This is a genomic window from Thermohalobacter berrensis, assembly GCF_003609645.1.
GTDB lineage: Bacteria > Bacillota > Clostridia > Tissierellales > Thermohalobacteraceae > Thermohalobacter > Thermohalobacter berrensis.
The window spans coordinates 47332-69651 of record NZ_MCIB01000037.1; the positions used below are offsets into that span (position 1 = coordinate 47332).

Annotated in this window: 17 protein-coding genes, 1 riboswitch and 1 other annotated feature; of the genes, 15 read left to right on the top strand and 2 right to left on the bottom strand. The window is 29.7% G+C overall.

From position 1 onward, the window contains the following. The first annotated feature begins 75 nt into the window (after window positions 1-75). Complete coding sequence (locus BET03_RS11610; protein ID WP_120170466.1) at window positions 76-2367, top strand: ATP-dependent Clp protease ATP-binding subunit; 2292 nt, start codon at window positions 76-78, stop codon at window positions 2365-2367. Between the two features lie 42 nt (window positions 2368-2409). Here the strand turns inward: BET03_RS11610 and BET03_RS11615 are convergent, their stop codons facing one another. Next, the gene (locus tag BET03_RS11615; RefSeq protein ID WP_120170467.1) at window positions 2410-3435 is read right to left on the bottom strand and encodes a branched-chain amino acid aminotransferase; all 1026 of its coding nucleotides are present in this window, start codon (window positions 3433-3435) and stop codon (window positions 2410-2412) included. Between the two features lie 274 nt (window positions 3436-3709). Between BET03_RS11615 and BET03_RS11620 the strand changes: the two genes are divergently transcribed. The 4 genes from BET03_RS11620 to pflA all read left to right on the top strand — a co-directional run bounded on the left by BET03_RS11620 (window position 3710) and on the right by pflA (window position 8465). After that, window positions 3710-4648, top strand: coding sequence for a M15 family metallopeptidase (locus BET03_RS11620; protein ID WP_120170468.1), 939 nt, complete (start codon window positions 3710-3712; stop codon window positions 4646-4648). A 144-nt stretch (window positions 4649-4792) separates the two neighbouring features. After that, on the top strand, window positions 4793-5221 hold the full coding sequence (locus tag BET03_RS11625; RefSeq protein WP_120170469.1) for a DUF2383 domain-containing protein: 429 nt from the start codon (window positions 4793-4795) through the stop codon (window positions 5219-5221). A 144-nt stretch (window positions 5222-5365) separates the two neighbouring features. After that, window positions 5366-5448: riboswitch (ZMP/ZTP riboswitch) on the top strand. Window positions 5449-5520: 72 nt separating this feature from the next. Then, window positions 5521-7749 carry a formate C-acetyltransferase gene (gene pflB / locus BET03_RS11630; RefSeq protein WP_120170470.1) on the top strand — a complete coding sequence of 743 codons (2229 nt, stop codon included), beginning with the start codon at window positions 5521-5523 and terminating at the stop codon, window positions 7747-7749. Window positions 7750-7766: 17 nt separating this feature from the next. After that, on the top strand, window positions 7767-8465 hold the full coding sequence (gene pflA / locus BET03_RS11635) for a pyruvate formate-lyase-activating protein (protein WP_279230396.1): 699 nt from the start codon (window positions 7767-7769) through the stop codon (window positions 8463-8465). Between the two features lie 52 nt (window positions 8466-8517). Here pflA and BET03_RS11640 read toward each other — a convergent pair whose 3' ends face one another. Beyond that, window positions 8518-9762, bottom strand: a complete 1245-nt coding sequence (locus BET03_RS11640; RefSeq protein WP_147417157.1) for a DUF401 family protein — start codon at window positions 9760-9762, stop codon at window positions 8518-8520. A gap of 317 nt (window positions 9763-10079) precedes the next feature. Here BET03_RS11640 and BET03_RS11645 point away from each other — a divergent pair, with 317 nt between their 5' ends. From BET03_RS11645 to BET03_RS11690, 10 genes are all read left to right on the top strand, one after another. Next, entirely contained in the window at window positions 10080-10778 is a 699-nt protein-coding gene (locus tag BET03_RS11645; RefSeq protein ID WP_120170472.1) for an RluA family pseudouridine synthase, read from the top strand. 133 nt (window positions 10779-10911) lie between these two features. Beyond that, window positions 10912-11130: a binding site (T-box leader), on the top strand. A 105-nt stretch (window positions 11131-11235) separates the two neighbouring features. Beyond that, entirely contained in the window at window positions 11236-12627 is a 1392-nt protein-coding gene (asnS, locus tag BET03_RS11650) for an asparagine--tRNA ligase (protein ID WP_120170473.1), read from the top strand. A 90-nt stretch (window positions 12628-12717) separates the two neighbouring features. Further along, window positions 12718-13599 carry a LysR family transcriptional regulator gene (locus BET03_RS11655; protein ID WP_120170474.1) on the top strand — a complete coding sequence of 294 codons (882 nt, stop codon included), beginning with the start codon at window positions 12718-12720 and terminating at the stop codon, window positions 13597-13599. A 182-nt stretch (window positions 13600-13781) separates the two neighbouring features. Next, entirely contained in the window at window positions 13782-14735 is a 954-nt protein-coding gene (locus BET03_RS11660) for a 4Fe-4S binding protein (RefSeq protein ID WP_120170475.1), read from the top strand. 189 nt (window positions 14736-14924) lie between these two features. Next, window positions 14925-15725, top strand: coding sequence for a M55 family metallopeptidase (locus BET03_RS11665; protein ID WP_120170476.1), 801 nt, complete (start codon window positions 14925-14927; stop codon window positions 15723-15725). A 175-nt stretch (window positions 15726-15900) separates the two neighbouring features. Then, window positions 15901-17034, top strand: a complete 1134-nt coding sequence (locus BET03_RS11670; RefSeq protein ID WP_120170477.1) for an MGDG synthase family glycosyltransferase — start codon at window positions 15901-15903, stop codon at window positions 17032-17034. A gap of 138 nt (window positions 17035-17172) precedes the next feature. Beyond that, window positions 17173-18198 (top strand): lysylphosphatidylglycerol synthase transmembrane domain-containing protein, encoded by a 1026-nt coding sequence (locus tag BET03_RS11675; RefSeq protein WP_120170478.1) that lies wholly within the window; start codon window positions 17173-17175, stop codon window positions 18196-18198. Window positions 18199-18441: 243 nt separating this feature from the next. Then, entirely contained in the window at window positions 18442-19854 is a 1413-nt protein-coding gene (locus BET03_RS11680) for an amino acid permease (RefSeq protein ID WP_120170479.1), read from the top strand. Window positions 19855-19962: 108 nt separating this feature from the next. Continuing rightward, on the top strand, window positions 19963-20403 hold the full coding sequence (locus tag BET03_RS11685; protein ID WP_279230401.1) for a PilZ domain-containing protein: 441 nt from the start codon (window positions 19963-19965) through the stop codon (window positions 20401-20403). A 125-nt stretch (window positions 20404-20528) separates the two neighbouring features. Then, window positions 20529-22313, top strand: coding sequence for a thiamine pyrophosphate-dependent enzyme (locus BET03_RS11690; protein ID WP_120170481.1), 1785 nt, complete (start codon window positions 20529-20531; stop codon window positions 22311-22313). The last annotated feature ends 7 nt before the right edge of the window (window positions 22314-22320 follow it).

Sequence of the window (22320 nt, forward strand, 5' to 3'; positions counted from 1 at the left end):
TCTTAAAACTATCTATGTTATAATATAATGTAATTGGAACTAAATATAATACTACCAACGATGGAGATGATTCATATGAAAAAATGTTCTGTATGCAAAAAGAACGTAGCAGTTGTATTTACAACTAAGGTTGAAAATGGTGAACCAAAGGTTAAAGGTTTATGTATAGAGTGTGCTAAAAAAATGGGACTTCCCGTTATGGACCAAATAATGCAACAGATTGGTATGACTCCTGAAGAAGTTGAAAACTTAACAGAACAAATGAATAATATGTTTGAAGATGTAGACATGGAAGATATGGATAACAATCCATTTATGAACTTGTTTACTGGAGACAATAACTTTAGTAAGGATTCAAATATTACTAATACTGAGAACAAAGAAAATAAAACTGAAGAGGAAAAAGCTTCTTCTGAGAAAAAAGGTAAATCAAGTATTAGATTTAAGAAGAAGTTTTTTAGCAAAAAGAAAAAGTATCTAGATAAATATGGGATAAACCTTACAGAAAAGGCTAAAAGAAATGAAGTAGATAAAATTATAGGAAGACATAGAGAGATTGACAGAGTAGTACAAATATTAAATAGGAGAACTAAAAATAATCCTGTATTAATAGGAGAACCTGGAGTAGGAAAAACAGCTATTGCAGAGGGATTGGCTGTGCGTATAGTTAATAAACAGGTTCCTGTGAAATTGTATGACACAGAAGTATACCTTCTTGACTTAACTGCTGTTGTTGCAGGGACTCAATTTAGAGGGCAGTTTGAAGGTCGTATGAAGGCTATTATTAATGAAGCAAAGGAATATGGTAATGTGATCTTAGTAATAGATGAGGTACACAATATTATGGGTGCAGGAGAAGTACATGGAGGAGTTATGAATGCAGCAAATATTTTAAAGCCTGCCCTAGCTCGAGGAGATATACAAATAATTGGTGCAACAACCCTTGAAGAATATAGAAAACATATAGAAAAAGACTCTGCTTTAGAAAGAAGATTTCAACCGGTATTAGTTGAAGAGCCATCTATAGATGAATCTATAGAAATTTTAAGGGGAATAAAGGATTATTATGAAGATTATCACAAAGTGAAAATATCAGATGAAGTAATCGAAGCTGCAGTAAAATTATCTAAAAGATATATAACTGATAGATATTTACCAGATAAAGCAATTGACTTAATAGATGAAGCTGGTTCTAGAGCTAACTTAAAAAATAAGGGGCTTGTTGAAATTGAAGCTTTGAAAGATGAATTGGATAAGATTAGAGAAAAGAGAGCAGAAGCAGCAGAAAATAATGAATATGAAAAGGCTGCTGAATATAAAATGAAAGAATGCAGACTTGAAGAAAAAATTGAAGAGATAGAAAAGGAATGTAGTGAAGTAGAGATAACTGCTGAAGATATTGCCTTTGTAATTGAAGCATGGACTAAGATTCCTGTGCAAAAGATTACAGAAAAAGAGGCCCAAAAGCTATTAAATTTAGAAGAAAGACTCCACAAAAGAGTTGTAGGTCAACATAAGGCAGTTGAAAGTTTAGCTAAAACAATTAGACGTAATAGATCTGGATTTAGAAAGAAGAAAAAACCATCATCTTTTATATTTGTAGGTCCTACAGGTGTAGGAAAAACAGAACTAGCTAAAACATTAGCAGAAGAATTATTTGGAAGTGAAGAAGATTTAATCCGTTTAGATATGTCTGAATACATGGAAAAACATACAGTTTCTAAGCTGATTGGAGCACCTCCAGGATATGTTGGTTACGACCAAGGAGGACAATTAACAGAAAAGGTAAGAAGAAAACCATATTCTGTTATTCTTCTAGATGAAATTGAAAAAGCCCATCATGATGTTTTTAATATGCTTTTACAGATCCTTGAGGATGGAAGACTTACAGATAGCCAAGGTAGGACAGTTTATTTTGATAATACAGTAATAATAATGACATCTAATGCAGGAACAAGCTTTAAATCAAATGGTATTGGATTTGGAAGAGATGAGTTTAATAGGTTAGAAAACAAGGTAAAAGATGCTTTAAAGGAAACATTTAGACCAGAGCTATTAAATAGAATAGATGACATTATTATATTTAACCATCTTACTAAAGAAGAACTTAGAAAAATTATTGACCTTATGCTAAAAGAAGTAGCTGAGGAAGTAAGGGAAAAGGGAATGACCATAGAGGTTTCTGATGAAGTAAAAGAGTTTATCTTAGAAAAGGGATATGATGAAAAGTATGGAGCCCGTCCTTTAAGAAGGACTATTCAGAAGTATATTGAAGATGAAATAGCAGAGGAATACCTTAAAAATAGGTTTAAAGAGGGAGATAATATAAAAGTATTATTAAAGGATGGAAAGGTTATATTAGAATAAAAAAATGCCAGAGTTTTTCTCTGGCATTTTTTTATTAAAACTTTACTTTACTTCTACAATCCATCCTTCTGGAGCTTCTACATCTCCAAATTGAATTCCAGTAAGAGTATCATAAAGCTTTTTAGTAACAGGACCAACTTCTGTTTCACTGTAGAATACATGTAAATCTCCTTTGTACTCTATTCCACCAATAGGTGTTATTACAGCTGCTGTACCACATGCACCTGCTTCTTTAAACTCATCTAATTTATCAATGTAAACATCTCTTTCCTCTACTTCCATTCCTAAGTATTCTTTAGCAACATGCATTAATGAGTATTTAGTAATACTTGGAAGTATTGATGGTGACTTAGGAGTTACAAACTTATCATCTTTAGTAATTCCAAAGAAGTTAGCAGCTCCAACCTCTTCAATTTTAGTATGAGTGCTTGGGTCAAGATAAATACAATCTGCAAAACCTTTTTTAACTGCTAATTCATGAGGAAGAAGACTTGCTGCATAGTTACCTCCAACTTTTACTCCTCCAGTTCCTTCAGGAGCAGCTCTATCATAATCTGAAACAGTAAAGTTTACAGGAGTTAATCCTCCTTTAAAGTAAGGTCCTACTGGAACACAGAACACGCAGAATAAGTACTCTGGAGCTGGTTTTACTCCAACATTATCACCAACACCTATTACAAAAGGTCTAATATAAAGAGTTGCTCCTGTTCCGTATGGTGGAACGTAATGCTCATTTGCTTTAACAACTTGAATACATGCATCAATGAACTTTTCTTCTGGAATTTCTGGCATAAGAAGACGTTTACAGCTTTTGTTTAAACGCTTAGCATTTTGGTCTGGTCTGAAAAGTTGAATTTTTCCATCCTTTGTTCTGTAAGCCTTTAATCCTTCAAAACACTGCTGTCCATAGTGAAGGGCAGTTGAAGCTTCACTTATAGAAAGTTTGTTATCTTCAACAAGCTTTCCTTCGTCCCACTTACCATCTTTCCATCTTGAAACATAACGATAATCTGTCTTAATATAGTCAAAACCAAGGTTCTCCCAATCGATATTTACCTTTTTGCTCATAATATCCCTCCAAATTATTGTTTTTTATTAATAATAATTTGACAAAAAATTAGTTTGTTTCACCAATTAATATTATAGCATAATTTTTAAATTATGTATACTAATAGTTCTCTTGTATTTTTTAATATACTTAATAACGTTTTCTTTTTGTCGAATTATATCGAAATAGATCTATATTTTAACTTATTTTATACAAGGTTAATACATATTATACTCTTTTCACATACTAATCATATAAAGATACAGATTTAATAAATAGAGAGGTACAAATACGATGAAAAGAATAATATCTTTTGTACTATTACTGTTATTTACAATTGTATTTTGGTTTAGTGGAAACAAAATGATAAAAAATTTTGTTTTAAATGATTTAGAAAAAGATAATTATATTATAACTATGAAGAGGGATCTTTTAAGTCTTATGGTGGCATATCCAGATTATATTAAAAAAATAGAAAAAGGGTTTGATGATAGGGTATATGTAGTTATGAAATCAGGTAAAAAAATACTTTATGATGATAAAAATAAGAAAAACTATAGTCAAAAACTTAACAATCCTGATATTCAAGATATGATGGAGCAGGTATATCCTCTAGGTGAGATTAAAAATTTGATGGAAAAGAATTATGACCCTGGCAGAATTAGAGTATATCCTTTGTTGAAGGAGGTTTATGGTTATACACAAAGTGAAGTTCAGAAAAATCTCGTAAGTGTAAAAGTTGGATATAGGTATTTTGCTTTTAATGGGAAAAATAATGCATCAGAAAATCTAAATGCAGCTATGCAAGAAATAATGTTACTTATAAAGAGGAAATCAAGCATATATTCTTATATATTTCCGGCTAATGGTACATTTAACTACCGTTATATTGCAGGTACTAATAGATTAAGTGCCCATTCCTTTGGAATTGCTATAGACCTTAAAAGAGATAAAAGGGATTATTGGAGATGGGCTTCAAATAGTCAGGGACAAGAAAGATTAAAACAGTTTCCAAAAGAAGTGGTTAGAATTTTTGAAAAAAATAATTTTATATGGGGAGGTAAATGGGGACACTTTGATATACTCCATTTTGAATATAGACCAGAGTTAATTATCAAATCAAAATATTTTTCTAAACTACCACCATCAGATAAGCCATGGTACTATGGGGTACCTCTAGATAATGAAGAAGTTAGAAAATATATTCAAATAATTGATAATGCAATAAAGTAGACTAAAATTATTAGAAAGTATTAAAAACAATTGATACTCAATAACCCGAAGATAAATTAGTTTTGGCTATAGTTTTATATTATAAAAATAAAATGTTATATAAATGGAGAAAATAAATAAAAAATATAAAAGGAGTTAATTAAGATGGACAGCAAAGAAAAAGAGAGGAAAGCTCTTAATCAATTACTTCAAGGAGAACAGATGGCGGTAGAGACATTTAATATCTTCATTTCCAAAGTAAAAGATAATGAAACTAAAAAAATATTTCAGGAAGTTCAAAAGCAACATAGAAAAAATATTTTTAGATTGGCAGATTATATACAAAATTTAGGAGGACAGCCTGATGAAAATATAGGCTTAAAGGGTATAATGGCTGATTATAAATTAAATAATCAATTAAATGATAAAGACAATTTATATATAATTGAAAAAGCCATAGAAGGTGAAACAAAGGGAATAAATATGGCAGAGAAGGTTTTAAGGGGTAAATTAGATGATAAATCCAGAAAATTAGCCGGTGATATTTTACACCAAGATAGAATGTCATTAAGTAAACTCCAATCATTAATTTAAAATTATTTATTACGAATATTAATAACCGTTTTTAAAAATATTCTATAATATTAGGGGTATTAACCGAACTTTTAATAAAAATATTGACTAAACGTTAGCTATATGCTATAATGATTCTACAAAAATTTGATACTTAGTTCATTAAAAGGATCACACGACTGGCGGAAGTGGAATTGACCACAAGGGAGTGTGATTTATAAGTAATGCCGACCGCCTGGGCACTACTAAGCCTAGGGGGTCTTTATGTTTTTTGATAAACCTCCTGGGCTTAGAAGGTAAAAGTCAAGGAGGGATTTTTTATGTTTAAAAAAGAATGGGAAGGATTTAAAAAAGGCAGATGGACTGAGGTTGTAGATGTAAGGGATTTTATTCAAAAAAATTATACACCTTATGAAGGTGATGAAAGCTTTTTAACTGGAACTACTGAAAGAACTGAGAAGGTATGGAGTATATGTAAAAAGTTATTATTAGAGGAACTTGAAAAAGGGGTACTTGATGTTGATACTAAAAATGTATCAGGAATAGATAATTTTGAGCCAGGCTATATAGATAAAGAAAATGAGGTAGTAGTTGGATTACAGACGGACAAACCATTAAAGAGAATGATTAATCCCTTTGGTGGTATAAGAATGGTCGAGTCAGCCCTTAAAGCCTATGGTTATGACATTGATGAAAAAGTAGATAAAACATTTAATAAATATAGAAAAACTCATAACCAAGGGGTTTTTGATGCATATACTGAAGAAATGAGAAAGGCCAGAACTACAGGCCTATTAACAGGACTTCCAGATGCTTATGGTAGGGGAAGAATAATAGGAGATTATAGAAGAGTACCACTATATGGAATAGATTGTTTAATTGAGGAAAAGAAGAAAGATTTAAAAGGACTAAAAGGCCCAATGAATGATGAATTAATCAGGAAGAGGGAAGAGGTAACTGAACAGATAAATGCATTAACCAAAATGAAGAAAATGGCTGAATCCTATGGATATGATATTTCTAAACCAGCTAAAGATGCCAAAGAGGCTATTCAGTTTTTATACTTTGCCTATCTAGCAGGAATAAAGGAAAATAACGGTGCAGCTATGTCATTGGGAAGGACAAGCACTTTTATTGATATATATTTAGAGAGGGATTTAAAAAGAGGAATATTAACTGAAAAAGAAGCACAGGAAATAATAGACCAATTTGTTATAAAGCTTAGATTAGTAAGACACTTAAGGACACCAGAATATAATGAACTGTTTGCTGGAGATCCAAATTGGATTACAGAGGCCATAGGTGGAATGGCCCTTAATGGAAAAACCCTTGTAACTAAGACTTCCTATAGATTTCTTCATACTTTAACAAATTTAGGACCTGCTCCAGAGCCAAATATGACAGTTTTATGGTCTGAGAAGCTTCCAGAAAACTTCAAAAGATATTGTGCTAAAATGTCAGTAATAACTGATTCTATTCAATATGAAAATGATGACATAATGAGAAATATTTATGGAGATGACTATGGAATTGCCTGCTGTGTTTCTGCCATGGAAATGGGAAAACAGATGCAGTTTTTTGGAGCAAGATGTAATCTAGCAAAGGCCCTTCTTTGTGCAATAAATGGTGGAATTGATGAGAAAAAAGGGATTGAAGTTGTACCTGGAATTGAAAAGATTGAAGATGAAATACTTAATTATAAAAAGGTTAAGGAAAGCTATTTTAAAGTTTTAGAGTATGTAGCTGAACTTTATGTGAATACAATGAACATAATACACTATATGCATGACAAATATGCCTATGAAGCTGGCCTTATGGCTTTACATGATACAGATGTTGAGAGATTTATGGCCTTTGGAGTAGCGGGATTATCTGTAGTAGCAGATTCTTTAAGTGCAATTAAATATGGAAAGGTAAGACCTATAAGAAAAGATGGAATAGCAGTAGATTTTGAGATTGAAGGAAATTTCCCTAAGTATGGAAACGACGATGATAGAGTTGATGATATAGCAGTTGAGATATTAACAAAATTTACAAGTGAGTTAAAAAAACATAAAACATATAGAGGAGCAGAACATTCTCTATCAGTTTTAACGATTACTTCTAATGTAGTGTATGGTAAAAAGACAGGTGCTACACCTGATGGGAGAAAGGTTGGAGAACCCTTTGCACCTGGAGCTAACCCTATGCATGGTAGAGACGAAAATGGTGCATTAGCATCATTAAATTCAGTAGCAAAGCTTCCATATCGCTCTATGTGTCAAGATGGAATCTCAAATACATTTTCTATAGTACCTGAAGCACTAGGTAAAGATGAAGATAATAGAATAAACAATCTAATTTCTATTTTAGATGGATACTTTATGCAAGGTGCCCATCACTTAAATGTAAATGTACTAAAGAGAGAAACATTAATAGATGCTATGGAACATCCAGAAAAATATCCTTCTTTAACCATAAGGGTTTCAGGTTATGCGGTTAATTTTAATAGATTAACTAGAGAACAACAATTAGAAGTTATTAAGAGGACTTTCCATAAATCTATGTAGTATAGAAGGATGATATCATGATAGGTAGAATTCATTCCATAGAGACAATGGGGCTTAGAGATGGCCCTGGGATAAGATTTGTAGTTTTTTTTCAAGGCTGTCAATTAAGATGTTTATACTGTCATAATCCTGATACTTGGGATTTAAATAGTGGAAAAGAAATTTTAGCTAAGGCACTTTTGGAAAAGGCATTAAGATATAAATCATATTTTAAAAAATCAGGAGGAGGTATAACCTGTTCAGGTGGAGACCCTTTGATGCAGCCAAAATTTTTAATAGAGTTTCTAAAACTATGTAAGGAAAATGGTTTGCATACTGCCATAGATACTTCAGGTTTTGGAAAAGGGAATTATGAAGAGATATTAAAATATACGGATTTAGTGATTCTTGATATAAAGCATGTAGATAATGAAGGATATAAAAAGATAACAGGAAGGGATATTAAGGAATTTAAAAAGTTTACTCAAAAGTTAAATGAGTCAAGTAAAAATGTTTGGATTAGGCATGTGGTTGTACCAGGTTTAACAGATAACAAAAAACATATACAAAGGTTTAAAGAAATGGTTAAGGGGTTTAAAAATGTAGAGAATGTTGAACTTATTCCATACCATACCTTAGGAGTAAATAAATATGAAGCTATGGGAATACCATATAAACTAAATGGGATAGAACAGATGTCTAAGGAGAGGATTAAAGAACTTGAGAAGTTATTGTAAATTTATTAAGCCAAAGGAACTTATCCTTTGGCTTAATATTATTGTAAATTATTTATTGTAAATTATTTATGACATATATCATTACCATTACGATATAAGTAATTGGTAATATATAAGCATAATTTTTATATAAGTTTTTAAGCTTTACTTTAAAGTATTCTAATGTTAACACTTGGCATAAATGAAGGGGTGATATAAAGTAGAACATAAATGAACTTGTATATATAAACATTCCATATAGAAGTTTTGTATTATAATCTGGCGCTAGTGGTAATATCATGGGATATAAAATAGCCACTCCTGGCTGTGTAGATGCTAATGGAAAAGATATTATAGCACTTGATGCTAGTATTAGTATTTCTAAAGGTATTCCTTTATTCAATAATCCCTCTAAATACATATATATTTCATTAATGTCATTAACAATATTTTTAAAAATCATTATACCTATTATAGCTATTACCATAGGAAGTTTTAGCCCTTCACGTATAGTTTTAAATAAATTTTCATCTACATGGTATTCTCTATCTGTTTTCTTATCATACAAGTTTAAAAATATGCTCGATAAAATACCTAATATTAGTGAAATATAAAATGGTAAACCAAATAGTATTGCCCCTAATAAACTAATCAGTATAGGTGATGAATAAAGGATGAATTCTTTAATTGATAGTAGATATTCTTTTAATTGGAATTTACTTAAATTTGTTTGTTTACAATCTTTAAGATAAAAAATATATCCTAGAATATACATAGTTAGAGCAATAGGAAATTGAAGTTTTATAAAGTCGAAAACATTAAAACCCCCTAATTCTACAGCTAAGATTACAGCTGGTGATAAGGGAAAAATGAAATAAAGACCATGTCTAAATATTAGATTAATAGCAGCTTTTCTATCTTCTGGTAAATTAAGCTTTTTTCCTAATCCTTCAACAACAGGACAGGACATTAGGGCACCACCAGTAACTAAAAGTGTACCAATAATTGCAGGGGATATAAGTATTGTTATTTTAGCACTTCCTAGCATTTTTTCAAGGGCTATTACCATTCTATCTAATATTCCATACTTATCCATAAGATGGCCTAGAATTGTAATAAAACCTATTGTAATAGCCAATGTTATTGTTTTCGGCTCTTTTATGGTCTCTATAAAAGTTTGTAAGATATAATTAGGTTTCTTACCATTTAATATTGCTAGTAATGCAGCTCCTATCATTAAAGAATATCCTATATTTACTTTCTTACTTACAAGAAATAATATAACAGCCATGGAGAAAATTAAAGAAAATATAACCAATTATATCACCTTCTTAAAATTATATATTTGTAATTTCTCTATTATAGTATATCAAGTAGTATTAAAAGTCCAAATATATTCAAAATCAAAGAATTAATTTAAGTTATATAAAAAAGAGATATGTTAAAAAACAAAAAGCATATGTAATTTTTAAGAGTATTAAAAAAATAATAATTATTGGATGATTAATATCGTATAAGGGAAATTGCCAACTATTACTTGATAGTGACGATAAATAATAAAATATTTTCTTTTTAAGCTAATAATGCTATAATTAATAAGGCTGAGAACATCTACAAAAAGGAGAATAGTGTATTATGGAATTAAATATAATACATGAAGACAAACACATAATAGTTACTGAGAAACCCTCAGGTGTTCCATCTCAAAGTGATAAAACTGGAGCCAAGGATATGATAACTATCCTTAAGGAATATTTAAAAAGTAAATATCCTAATGCTAAAAATCCTTATATTGGTTTAGTTCATAGATTAGATAGACCTGTTGGTGGATTAATGGTATTTGCAAAGACTAAAGAAGCTAATGCTAAATTATCAGAAGAAATTCGTACAAAAAGATTAAAAAAAGAATACTATGCAATAGTATGTGGAAAACCAGAAAAAGAAAGGGAAGAATTGAGAAATTATTTAAAGAGAATTGGAAGTATTAATATGTCTAAGGTAGTTACAAAAAATGCTAAGAGGGCAAAAGAGGCCATATTAGAATATGAGTTTATTGATAGTATTGAAACTGATGAATATGGTGTACTTAGCCTTTTAAAAATTAAGTTAAAAACAGGTAGGCATCATCAGATACGCGTTCAATTATCAAATGCAAATATGCCGATATGGGGAGATAAAAAATATAATAAAACTTTTGCTAAGATGAGAAAATTTACTCCGATTGCCCTTTGGGCCAGTTTGATATCTTTTAACCACCCAAAGAAAAAAACTCCTTATACTTTTACATTAAATCCAGAAAACAGATATCCCTTTAATTTGTTTAGTTTTCAGTAGACAAAATGTATAATAAAGTATAAGAAAAAGGAAAATAAGATAAATAAGCATTTATGTAGAAATATAAAAAGCTTTGACATGTTTTATAAAAAGTATTATAATTAAGAGAAAATTAAGTTTAAAATAGAATATGAAAAAGACTATGAAGAGAAGAGTAGATATGGGATGTAGTCCAAGCGAGTCGGTGATGGTGGGAGACCGACACGAAGCCCATATTGAAGAACATCTCGGAGTCTCTAACCGAAATCCTAATGGAGAGTAGGCTTAGACGGTACTAAACCGTTATATTATTAGAGATGGTCGGTAAACCGACAAATAGGGTGGCACCGCGAAACAACCTTTCGTCCCTTTGTGGAGATGAAAGGTTTTTTTATTGTATATTAAAGTATATTTTGCAAGTATTTAAATTGCATATAAAAAATATAAAGATAAACAAAATTGAAGGGAGGATAATAAAATGGAAACTGTATTAATAAAAGATATTTATAGAAACATGGAAAAGTATCTAGACAAAGAAATAGAAGTTTCTGGATGGGTAAGAACAGTTAGAGCTTCAAAAAAGTTTGGATTCATTGAATTAAATGATGGGACATTTTTTAAGAACTTACAAATAGTATTTGAAGAAGATTTAGATAATTTTAAAGAAATTTCAAAGTTGCCTGTAAGTACAGCAATAAAAGTAAAGGGAATTTTAGTAGAATCACCAAGTAATAAACAGCCTTGTGAAGTAAAGGCAACAAATATAACTATTGAGGCTGAATCTGATAGCGATTATCCATTACAAAAGAAAAGACATACATTTGAGTTTTTAAGGACAATTGCTCATTTAAGACCAAGAAGTAACACATTCTCAGCAGTATTTAGAATTCGTTCTCTAGCAGCATATGCAATCCATAAGTTTTTTCAAGAAAGAGGCTTTGTATATGTTCACACACCTATAATTACAAGTAGTGATTGTGAAGGTGCAGGAGAAATGTTTAGAGTTAGCACCTTAGATTTAGGGAAATTACCTTTAGACAAGGATAGAAAGATTGATTTTTCAAAGGACTTTTTTGGAAAGGAAGCTAACCTAACGGTAAGTGGTCAGCTAAATGTTGAGGCATATGCATTAGCATTTAGAAAAGTTTATACATTTGGCCCAACGTTTAGAGCAGAAAACTCAAATACTCCAAGACATGCTTCAGAGTTCTGGATGATAGAACCTGAAATTGCCTTTGCTGACCTTAAAGATAATATGGAGCTTGCTGAAGATATGTTAAAGTATGTAATAAGCTATGTATTAGAAAATGCTCCTGAGGAAATGGAATTCTTTAATAGATTTATTGATAAAGGGTTATTAGATAGACTAAACAATGTAGTTGAATCTGATTTTGAAACAATAACATATACAGAAGCAATAGATATACTAAAAAAAGCTAAAAAAGATTTTGAATATCCTGTAGAATGGGGTAATGACCTTCAAACTGAACATGAGAGATATATCACTGAAGAAGTACTTAAAAAACCGGTATTTGTAACAGACTATCCAAAGGATATTAAGGCATTCTATATGAGATTAAATGATGATGATAAAACAGTTTCAGCAATGGACTTATTAGTACCAGGAGTTGGAGAGATAATTGGAGGAAGTCAAAGGGAAGAAAGATATGATGTTCTAGAGAGAAGAATGGATGAAATGGGTCTTGATAAAGAAGAGTATTGGTGGTATTTAGAACTGAGAAAATATGGTGGAGTTAAACATTCAGGATATGGATTAGGCTTTGAAAGGGCAATTATGTACCTAACAGGTATGAAGAATATTAGAGATGTTATTCCATATCCAAGAACTCCAAAGTCAGTAGAATTTTAATAATAGTTTTAAAAAAGGCTGATGGTTTATTTCCATCAGCCTTTTTTATGTATAATAAAAGTACAAGCTCTGTATTTAAGGGGGAGAAATATGATAGACTTTAAATTAAAAACGTTTATAACTGTTGCAAAGACTAAGAACTTTACAAGAGCTGCTGATATTTTAAATATGACACAACCTGCCATATCACAACATATAAAAGCCTTAGAAGAATACTATAATGCGAAACTCTTTTACAAAAAGAACAGACAAATGAAGCTAACAGAAGAAGGAAAACTATTATTTAAATACACTTTAAAACTTGATAGATTAAGTAAGAAAGCAAAACATAACTTAAGGAATAAGACATCCCTAATAAAAAGATATAATGTTGGCGCAACACTTACAATTGGTGGATATGTACTTCCTGAAATTATTGGAAAGTATAGACAGAAAAATGAAAATATAGATGTAATCCTTTATGTTGATAATACTGAAAATATAATAAAAAAATTATTTAATGGAGATATAGATTTAGGGGTAATTGAAGGACCATTTAATAGAGGAAAAGTTAAATACAAAAAGTTTAAGGATGACGAATTGGTATTAGCAGTTTCACCGTTACATCCCTTTGCTGAAAAAGATTTTGTAAATATAGAGGATGTTTTACAAGAAAAACTAATATTAAGGGAACAGGGCTCTGGGACTAGACAGGTTTTTGAAAATCATCTTTTAAAAGCAGGATATAGCTTAGATGATATGAATGTATATATGGAAATAGGGAATATTACAGCTCTTATTTCTCTAGTTCAGTCTAACTTAGGATGTACTGTAATTTCAAAAGAAGCTATAAAAAATTCTGTAAAAAATAATACTTTAAAAGTAGTTCCTATTAAAAACTTTTTAATTACTAGGGAATTTAATTTTATATACTTAGATGATTTTAATAGGGACTTCATTGATGATTTTAGTCAATTTTGTATATCGAACTAATAATTAATATTACAACTATAAATTATTTTTATGGTTTTATTATTAATTATAATTAGATTTAATTATAAATAGGTGATACCATATAAAAAGAGACATATTATTTAAGTTGTGTAGATGTATTTTATTTTTATATAAGATTGACAAGAAAATAACAAAATTTAATTAGTAAAGGGGGACTTAAATTGAGTAATGGGCTAACAGCTAAGGAAATATCAAGATTAAAAGGGGAAGGTTTTATATTCCAAAGAGATAAGGAACATTTTGTATGTAGAGTAATAACTGTAGATGGTAATTTAAAACCTAGAGAAGTTAAAAAACTAGCAGATATTTCAGAAAAATATGGATATGGATATATAAGTTTTACATCTAGGCTTACAGTTGAGATCCCAGGTATAAAGTATGAAAAAGTTGAGAAAGTTAAAAGAGAGTTAGAGAAGGTTGGTCTTTACCCTGGAGGAACAGGGCCTAAGGTTAGACCTATAACATCTTGTAAGGGAACTGTATGTAAGTTTGGTTTAATGGATACTCAAATGTTAAACAGGAAAATACACGATAGATTTTATCTAGGATGGAATAATGTTATACTTCCACATAAATTTAAAATAGGAGTTGGAGGATGTCCAAATAACTGTGCTAAGCCTAATCTTAATGATTTTGGAATAATAGCTCAGAGAAAGCCAAAACTTGATTATGAAGCATGTGCAGGATGTAAAAAATGTAGAGTTGAGGATGTATGTAAAGTAGGTGCTGTAAAGAGAGTAGATGAGAAAATAACAATTGATTTTGATAAATGTAATAATTGTGGACTTTGTATAGAGGAATGTCATTTAAATGCTGTAAAAATAGATAAAGAAGGAGTTAAGATTTTTATAGGGGGTAAATGGGGTAAATTCCCTAAAATAGGGGAACCTTTAAAGGGAATACATACAGAAGAAGAAGCTTTAAACATCATAGAAAAGGCAATATTATACTATAAAGCGAATGGTATTCCTGGAGAAAGATTTGGAGAAATGATAGATAGAATTGGCTTTAATGAAGTAGAGAAGGAACTATTAAGTGATGATATCTTAGAGCAAAAAGAAGAAATCTTAAAAAATAAAACAGGTGGAGAAGCAGCAATTTCCTCTTCTTGCTAAAACTAAGGCGGCTTAAAGCCGTCTTTTTTTAGTAGTGGGCCAATAAAAGCAATTGACAATTATAGAAATTAAAAATTAAACACTAACTAACAAATCGGGAAAGTAGGCTTTGTTTATTAGAATAATCCTAATTTATATGGTATAATTTAGAAGTAAATATATAATTTGGTTAAGAGGGGAAGTGGGAAAATGAAAGTATATATTAGTGCAGATATTGAAGGAGTAACTGGTGTTACTAGTTGGAGTGAAGCAAGTAAATCGAAGGCAGATTATGGAGAATTTGCTGAGCAAATGACTAAAGAAGTAAAAGCAGCATGTGAAGGGGCTATAGAAGCTGGTGCTAAAGAAATATGGATTAAAGATGCTCATGAGTCAGGTAGAAATATTAGTCATAGCCAATTGCCTGAAAATACAAAGCTTATAAGGGGATGGAGTGAACATCCATTTCTAATGGTTCAAGAATTAGATAATTCATTTGATGCAGCAATTTTTATAGGATATCATACATATTCAGGCTCTGCAGGCAATCCTCTTTCCCATACAATGAATGCATCTAACTTAAACTATATTAAGATAAATGATAGATATGCTAGTGAGTTTTTATTACATGCCTATGCAGCTTCTATGGTTGGAGTACCAGTAGTTTTTATAAGTGGCGATAAGGCTATATGTAAAGAAGCAAAGGAGATAAATAGTAATATAAAAACTGTAGCTGTAAAGGAAGGTAAAGGAAACTCTACTATAAATATTAGTCCTAATTTATCTATAAAACTAATTAAAGAAGAAGTGAAAAAAGCATTAGAGGATAAATCTCAATTTTCTAAAATAAAATTACCAAAAGATTTCAAGGTAGAAATATCATATAAAAACCATACTAAAGCTTTTAAGGCATCATATTACCCTGGTATGAAACAAATTTCAGATACTAATATTGTTTATAATTCCGATAGTTTTGATGATGTACTTAGAATGCTACTATTTGTAATATAAAAAAATTTAAACTTTCTGACCTTGCTGATGGATTTATTATCCATCAGTTTTGTTGATTTTTAATAAAAAACTAATATTCCTTTAATAAAACTATAATTATTTTCTGATAAAGTTTAGTTAAATGTTAATCAATTAAAAAAACTTAAGTTTATAGTAGAGTAGAAGGTGGTTACAAATGGGGAAAATTTTAATCTTTACTGCTAGTACAGGTGGAGGCCATAATCAGGCAGCCTCTTCACTAGGAAGGGAATTTAGTCAAAAGGGATATAAAGTTAAAAAGATAGATATTTTAAAGGAAACTAGTAAAATATTAGAAATACTTATAGAGGATGGATATAAAGTTCTTATAAATAGATTACCTAAAATATATGGTAAGCTTTACAAAATTAGTGATAAACAAAGGATAAATAAATACATAACAAGATTATTTACTAAGGCCTGCTATAGTAAGATTTACCAAATAATTAAAAGTTATTCTCCTGACTTAATTATTTCTACCCATCCTTTTATAATAAATATTATTGATAGAATTAAATGTGAGGGATTATTAAAAACACCATTTATCTCTATTGTAACAGATTATGAAGCCCATCAGACATATATTAGTAATAAGGTTGATGCATATATAACAGCTAATAAATATACAGCTAATAGTTTAATAAAAAAGGGTGTAGATAAGAGTAAAGTATATCCATTTGGTATACCTATAGAAAGGAAATTTCTTGAAAAACCACCAAAGCAAATAATAAATGATAATAGTAAATTTCGTATTCTCTTGATGGGTGGAAGTCTGGGCATGAGAAATATGAAAAAAGTACTAAACTATCTTATTAAAAACAATAATCCATTAGAGATTATAGTTGTATGTGGCAAAAATGATGTATTAAAAAGAAGTATAGAAAAAAACTTTATAAAAAAATATTCAGACAAGAAATTAGTAGTATATGGTTTTACAAAAAAGATTCATGAATTAATGGAATTATGTGATGTAATAATTACTAAGCCAGGGGGCCTTACAATATCAGAGGCAATAGTTAAAAATATTCCTATAATAATACCTTATTTAATCCCTGGCCAAGAACAAGAAAATGCACAATTTCTTGTGAAATCAGGGGTTGCAATTAAAGTTGATAAAGCTAAAGAAATAAATTCAATAATAGATTGTCTGATAAATAATCCAGAAAAGCTAGAAAAAATGAAATTAAATATGAAAAAATTATCTTGTCAATATTCCATTGAGAAAATTATAGAGTTAGGAGAATATTTTATACTAAGAAATAAAAATAATAAGAGAGTAATTAACAAATGATAGATATAATTTTTATTTAAGTAGTTTTTGCACAAGGTAGTTATTGAATCATAAAATAATTGTAATCTAGTTAGTAAGGGTATTAATATAAATAGATACAACTATATAAAGGAAAGCCAAAAAAGGAAAGGCGATTATATGAAAAAACAAACATTTAATTATGTATTAATAATATGTTTAATAATATTAACAACATGGATTATGATAAGGAGTAATGAGCTTTCGGAAATCCCTAAATTAATGGGTCAAACCAATAAATTTTTTCTCCTTCTAGGAATATTATCTATGTTTGGTTTTTGGATATCTGATGCATTGATAATAAATACTACTACTAAAGCATTAAATATTAGGAACAATTTGTTAAATTCATTAAGATTAACTATGATTGGTCAATACTATAGTGCTATAACGCCGTTTTCAACTGGTGGGCAGCCTGCGCAGAGTTATTCAATGGTTAATAATTCAATTCCTATTGGTAAAGCCACTTCTGTAATGGTAAACAAGCTTTTAATTCGTCAAATATCAATCACACTATATTCTATTACAATGTTTACTCTTAAAGTTAGTTTTATATATGGGAAAATAAAAAATGTTTTTCTGTTTATTTTATTTGGGATAATATTAAATTTTATAGGATTAGTTATTATAGTCTTTCTATTTTTGAATTCTACAGTAATTAAAAGAATTATATTTACTGTTTTAAATCTATGTAGAAAAATAAAGATTATTAAAAATGTTTCCAAATATGAAGTGAAGCTTAATAGATATCTTAACGAATATAAGGAAAACATAGAAAAGATAAGAGAAAATAAATTAATGTCTATTAAAATAGGAATTATTACTATAATACAATTAACCTTTTATTTTAGCATTACCTATTTTGTATATAGAGCGTTAGGGTTTAATTCTGCGTCTCTAATTGATATTATTTCTATCCAATCCCTTTTATATATGGCAGTTTCATTTATTCCCACTCCTGGAAATGTAGGGGTATCTGAGGGAGGATTTTATATTCTTTTTGGCTCTTTTTTTACAAAGAACGTATTATTATATGCCATAATATTATGGAGAATAATTATCTATTATTTTAATCTATTAGTTAGTGGTACAGTAACCTTAATAGATTTTTTAGTACAAAGCAAGAAAAAATCAGCAATAAGTTAGCATCCTGAATAAGGATGCCTTTTTTATATGTAAAAAATTAAGATATTTGTTAGTGGATAGTAGTATGTAGTTATTAAAAAATACAAACCATAATCCATTCTCGTTATTGATAGATTCGTAATACATCAAAACAAAAACATAATTAAACAATTTAATGTGTTGTTTTGTTACCTTAAGAATGTATATACATATATTCTGAACACATACTAATATACCGAAGATAGGAATGAAGGGATTGGATATATGAGATATGAGACATCATTAAAAGAAATTATAAGATATATAAAAAATAAAAAAGAAGAAAAGAAAAAAATGAAAGGAATAACTTGGTGGCAGCTTAGTTTAATTGGTATAGGGTCAATTATTGGAGCAGCCTTCTTCCTTGGAACAGGATTATCAATAAGTTTAACAGGTCCAGCTGTAATATTATCATATTTTTTAGCAGGTTTAGTTGCTTTTTTTACCTTTGGGGCTTTAGCTGAAATGTCTGTTAATGATCCAGAACCTGGATCATTTAGAGAATATTCTAAGAAGGCTTTTGGTCACTGTATGGGATTTGTTTCTGGATGGATATATTGGACAGCTGGTATACTTATTATGTCTAGTATAATTACTGCATTATCTATTTTCACAAAATATTGGTTTCCTGATATTCCTTTGTATTTATTTGCTATTATTTATTCACTTATGGGATTTGGTATTAATTTACTTGGTGTAAAGGACTTTGGACAAATTGAATCTATTTTTGCCATTATAAAAATTTCAATACTTATTATATTTATTTTTTTTGGAATCATTATATTATTAGGATTTACTTCATATAATCATAGGATTAGTGGTAACTTTTTTATAATGAGAAAATATAACTGGTTTCCTAATGGTTTTAAGGGAATTTGGTCATCTATGATATTTTCCCTTTTTTCTTATGCAGGTGTTGGGTTAGTTGGTATAGCTTCAAATGAACTAGATAATAAAAAGAATATTTTAAAATCTGTTTATTTTTTGGTTGCTATTCTTATAATTATCTATGTTTTGTCTATTTTTATAGCCCTTAATATGGTATCATGGGAAAATATAAATGAATCTGAAAGTTTTTTTGTTACGGCTTTATCTAACTATTCTATACCATATATTGATTCAATATTTAATTTTATTATTATTATTGCCACCTTTCCTACTTTAGTAGGAACAATTTATGCATGTTCAAATATTTTGTTTTCCCTTGCCGATAATGATGATGCTCCTAAAATATTTGTAAAAAGGAATAAAAGGGGAGTGCCAATCTATGCCCTTTATTCAAGTGGTATAGGACTTGTTATAGTAATAGTATTATCTTATTTATTACCTAAAACAATCTATGAATATATGACAACAGCAGCAGGGGTACTTTTATTATTAAACTGGATAATAATATTATCAGCTGAGATAAAATATAGGAAATATTATTATAAGAAAGATGGTAAAATATCATTTAAAATGATAGGAACCCCATATACTTCCTATGGAAGTATATTATTTATTGTTTTTTCTTTAATAGGAAGTGCTTTTAGAAAAATCCAGAGGGTTGGTCTCCTTATAGGTATATCTATTGTTTTAGTCATATTTAGTATATATTTTATGATGTTTACTTTAAATAAAAGTAATAGAGAGAAGTGATTACTATTCCAAATTATTAGTTGACTTTTTACGACATAATTTTTAAGAATGTTTTGCTATAATCTACATACTTATAATTAAAAAGAAAAATATAAGGGAAGTGATATTATAAATAATCAAGAAACGAATAGACGAAAGTTTTTTCGTATATATTTTAATGCTCCCTTATGTTCCGAAATATCTATTATTATGGTTAATGGGGAAAAAGTTAATACAGGTACTACAAGAGTATGTATAGAAGATATAGGTCCGGGAGGATTAAGGTTTTTATCTTATTTGAAATTACCTGATAATGCAGAAATAATTTTACAGTTTAATACAAGGATTTTAGGAAAGAACCAATCCTTTAATGGCGAAATTGTATGGAGCAAAAAGAGGAATTCAGAATTATGGCAGTATGGTGTCAAGTTTATCGTTGATGATGCAACTCAAAATAAATATGTGGGATTACTAAATAGATTATTAATTAGATTAAAGAAGATAAAGATATTAAGTGATTGTAGTTTTTGTTCTAGTGAAAACAAAATAAGGTGTTTAAGAGGATTTTAAAAGCGAGCTTTGCTCGCTTTTTTATTGTTTAACAAAGTATAAAAATTAATGTTTAGTCTCCTAAAACGGGTTTTATTAAAATAAATGGGTATAAAAAAACTAAATAGCTATAAAGGGGTGATTATTTGAAAACTAAAGAGGTTGTTCTAACTGGAAATCAAGCGATTGCTAGAGGATTTTATGAAGCAGGAGGGCTTGTGGCAGCTAGTTACCCGGGTTCACCTACCGTGGATATAATGGAAAGTATAAAGAGAAACTATGATGAAATTTATTCAGAATTTTCCACCAATGAAAAAGTAGCATTAGAAGTAGCAATAGGAGCATCCTTTGCAGGGGCAAGGGCTATGGCAAGTATGAAACATGTAGGAGTAAATATAGCAGCTGATCCTTTAATGACCTTCACTCAAACAAAGATAAATGGAGGATTTTTATTAGTAACTGGTGATGATCCGGGAATGTCTAGTTCTCAAAATGAGCAAGATAATAGGATTATAGGTAAATTTGCTAATATGGCAATCTTAGATCCTAGTAATAGTCAAGAAGCAAAGGATTTCACCAAGATTGCTTTCTCATTAAGTGAAGAGTATTCTACACCTTTTATGTTGAGAATAACTAGTAGATTGTGCCATAGTAGGAGTAAAGTTAAATTAGAAAAAAGAGAAGAAAGAGATATAACTGGATTTAATGGAGATCTTTCAGACTATTGTATGGTGCCACCTAATACTTATAAAAAGCAATATGTAATGAAAGATAGAATTGAAAAGCTTAAACAAGCTGCAGAAAATATGGATATAAATATACTTGAAGAAGGTAATAACAAGGATGTGCTTATTATAACTTCTGGTTTAGTTTATAACAACCTAAAGGAATTAGGACTTGATATAAGCATATATAAACTTGGAATGGTTTATCCTCTTCCAATAGAAAAAATCAAACAACTGGCTAAAGAATATTCTAAAGTTATAGTAATTGAAGAAATGATGCCTTTTATTGAAAATGAATTAAAGATAAATGGAATAGACTGTGAAGGTAAAAAATATTTTTCATTTACAGGGGAACTGAGTACAGAAGATATAGAAAAAGGCCTTTTTTCTGCAGGTGTAATAGATAAATTAAAATATAAAGAAAATGATGAGGTTAAGACAGTTCAGAGACTTCCAATGTTTTGTTCAGGATGTCCCCATAGACCAGTTTTTGATATTCTAAAGAAATCCAGAAAAAAGGTTATAGGAGATATAGGATGTTATTCTTTGGCAGCATTATATCCATTAGAAGTGTTAGATACCATAATAAGTATGGGAGCCAGTATTGGGATATTAAAGGGAATGACTAAAGCACTAAATATGAAGGATAAAGGAGAGCCTCTAGTAGCAGTTATAGGTGATGGTACTTTCTTCCACTCTGGAATGCCAGGTATGGTAAATATGCTTCATCAGATGGAAGATGGTGAAAATATGACAATAATAATATTAAACAATGGAACTACTGCTATGACTGGAGGACAGCATACTGCAAGCTCAGGTAGCTATGCTGAGGAAGATGATATGAATGTAAATATGGTTAAGCTTATAAATTCTATGGGATTTGACAGGGTAAAGGTAGTTGACCAATTTAAGTATAAGGAAGCTAAAAATATCATTAATGAAGAAATAAAATATCCCGGCTTGTCAATAGTAATAACTACACGACCATGTGCCCTAAAATTTAAAATAAAGGAAACACATTTTTATGTAGATCCTAAGATTTGTATAGGATGTAGAAGTTGTGTCAAAACAAATTGTCCACCTATACTTATGAAAGAATATGAGGGATTTGACAAATTAAAATCTTCTATAAACAGTGATATGTGTGTAGGTTGTTCGGTTTGTGCACAGGTTTGTCCGGTTGGTGCAATAAAAAGGTCTGAATAGGGGGTTG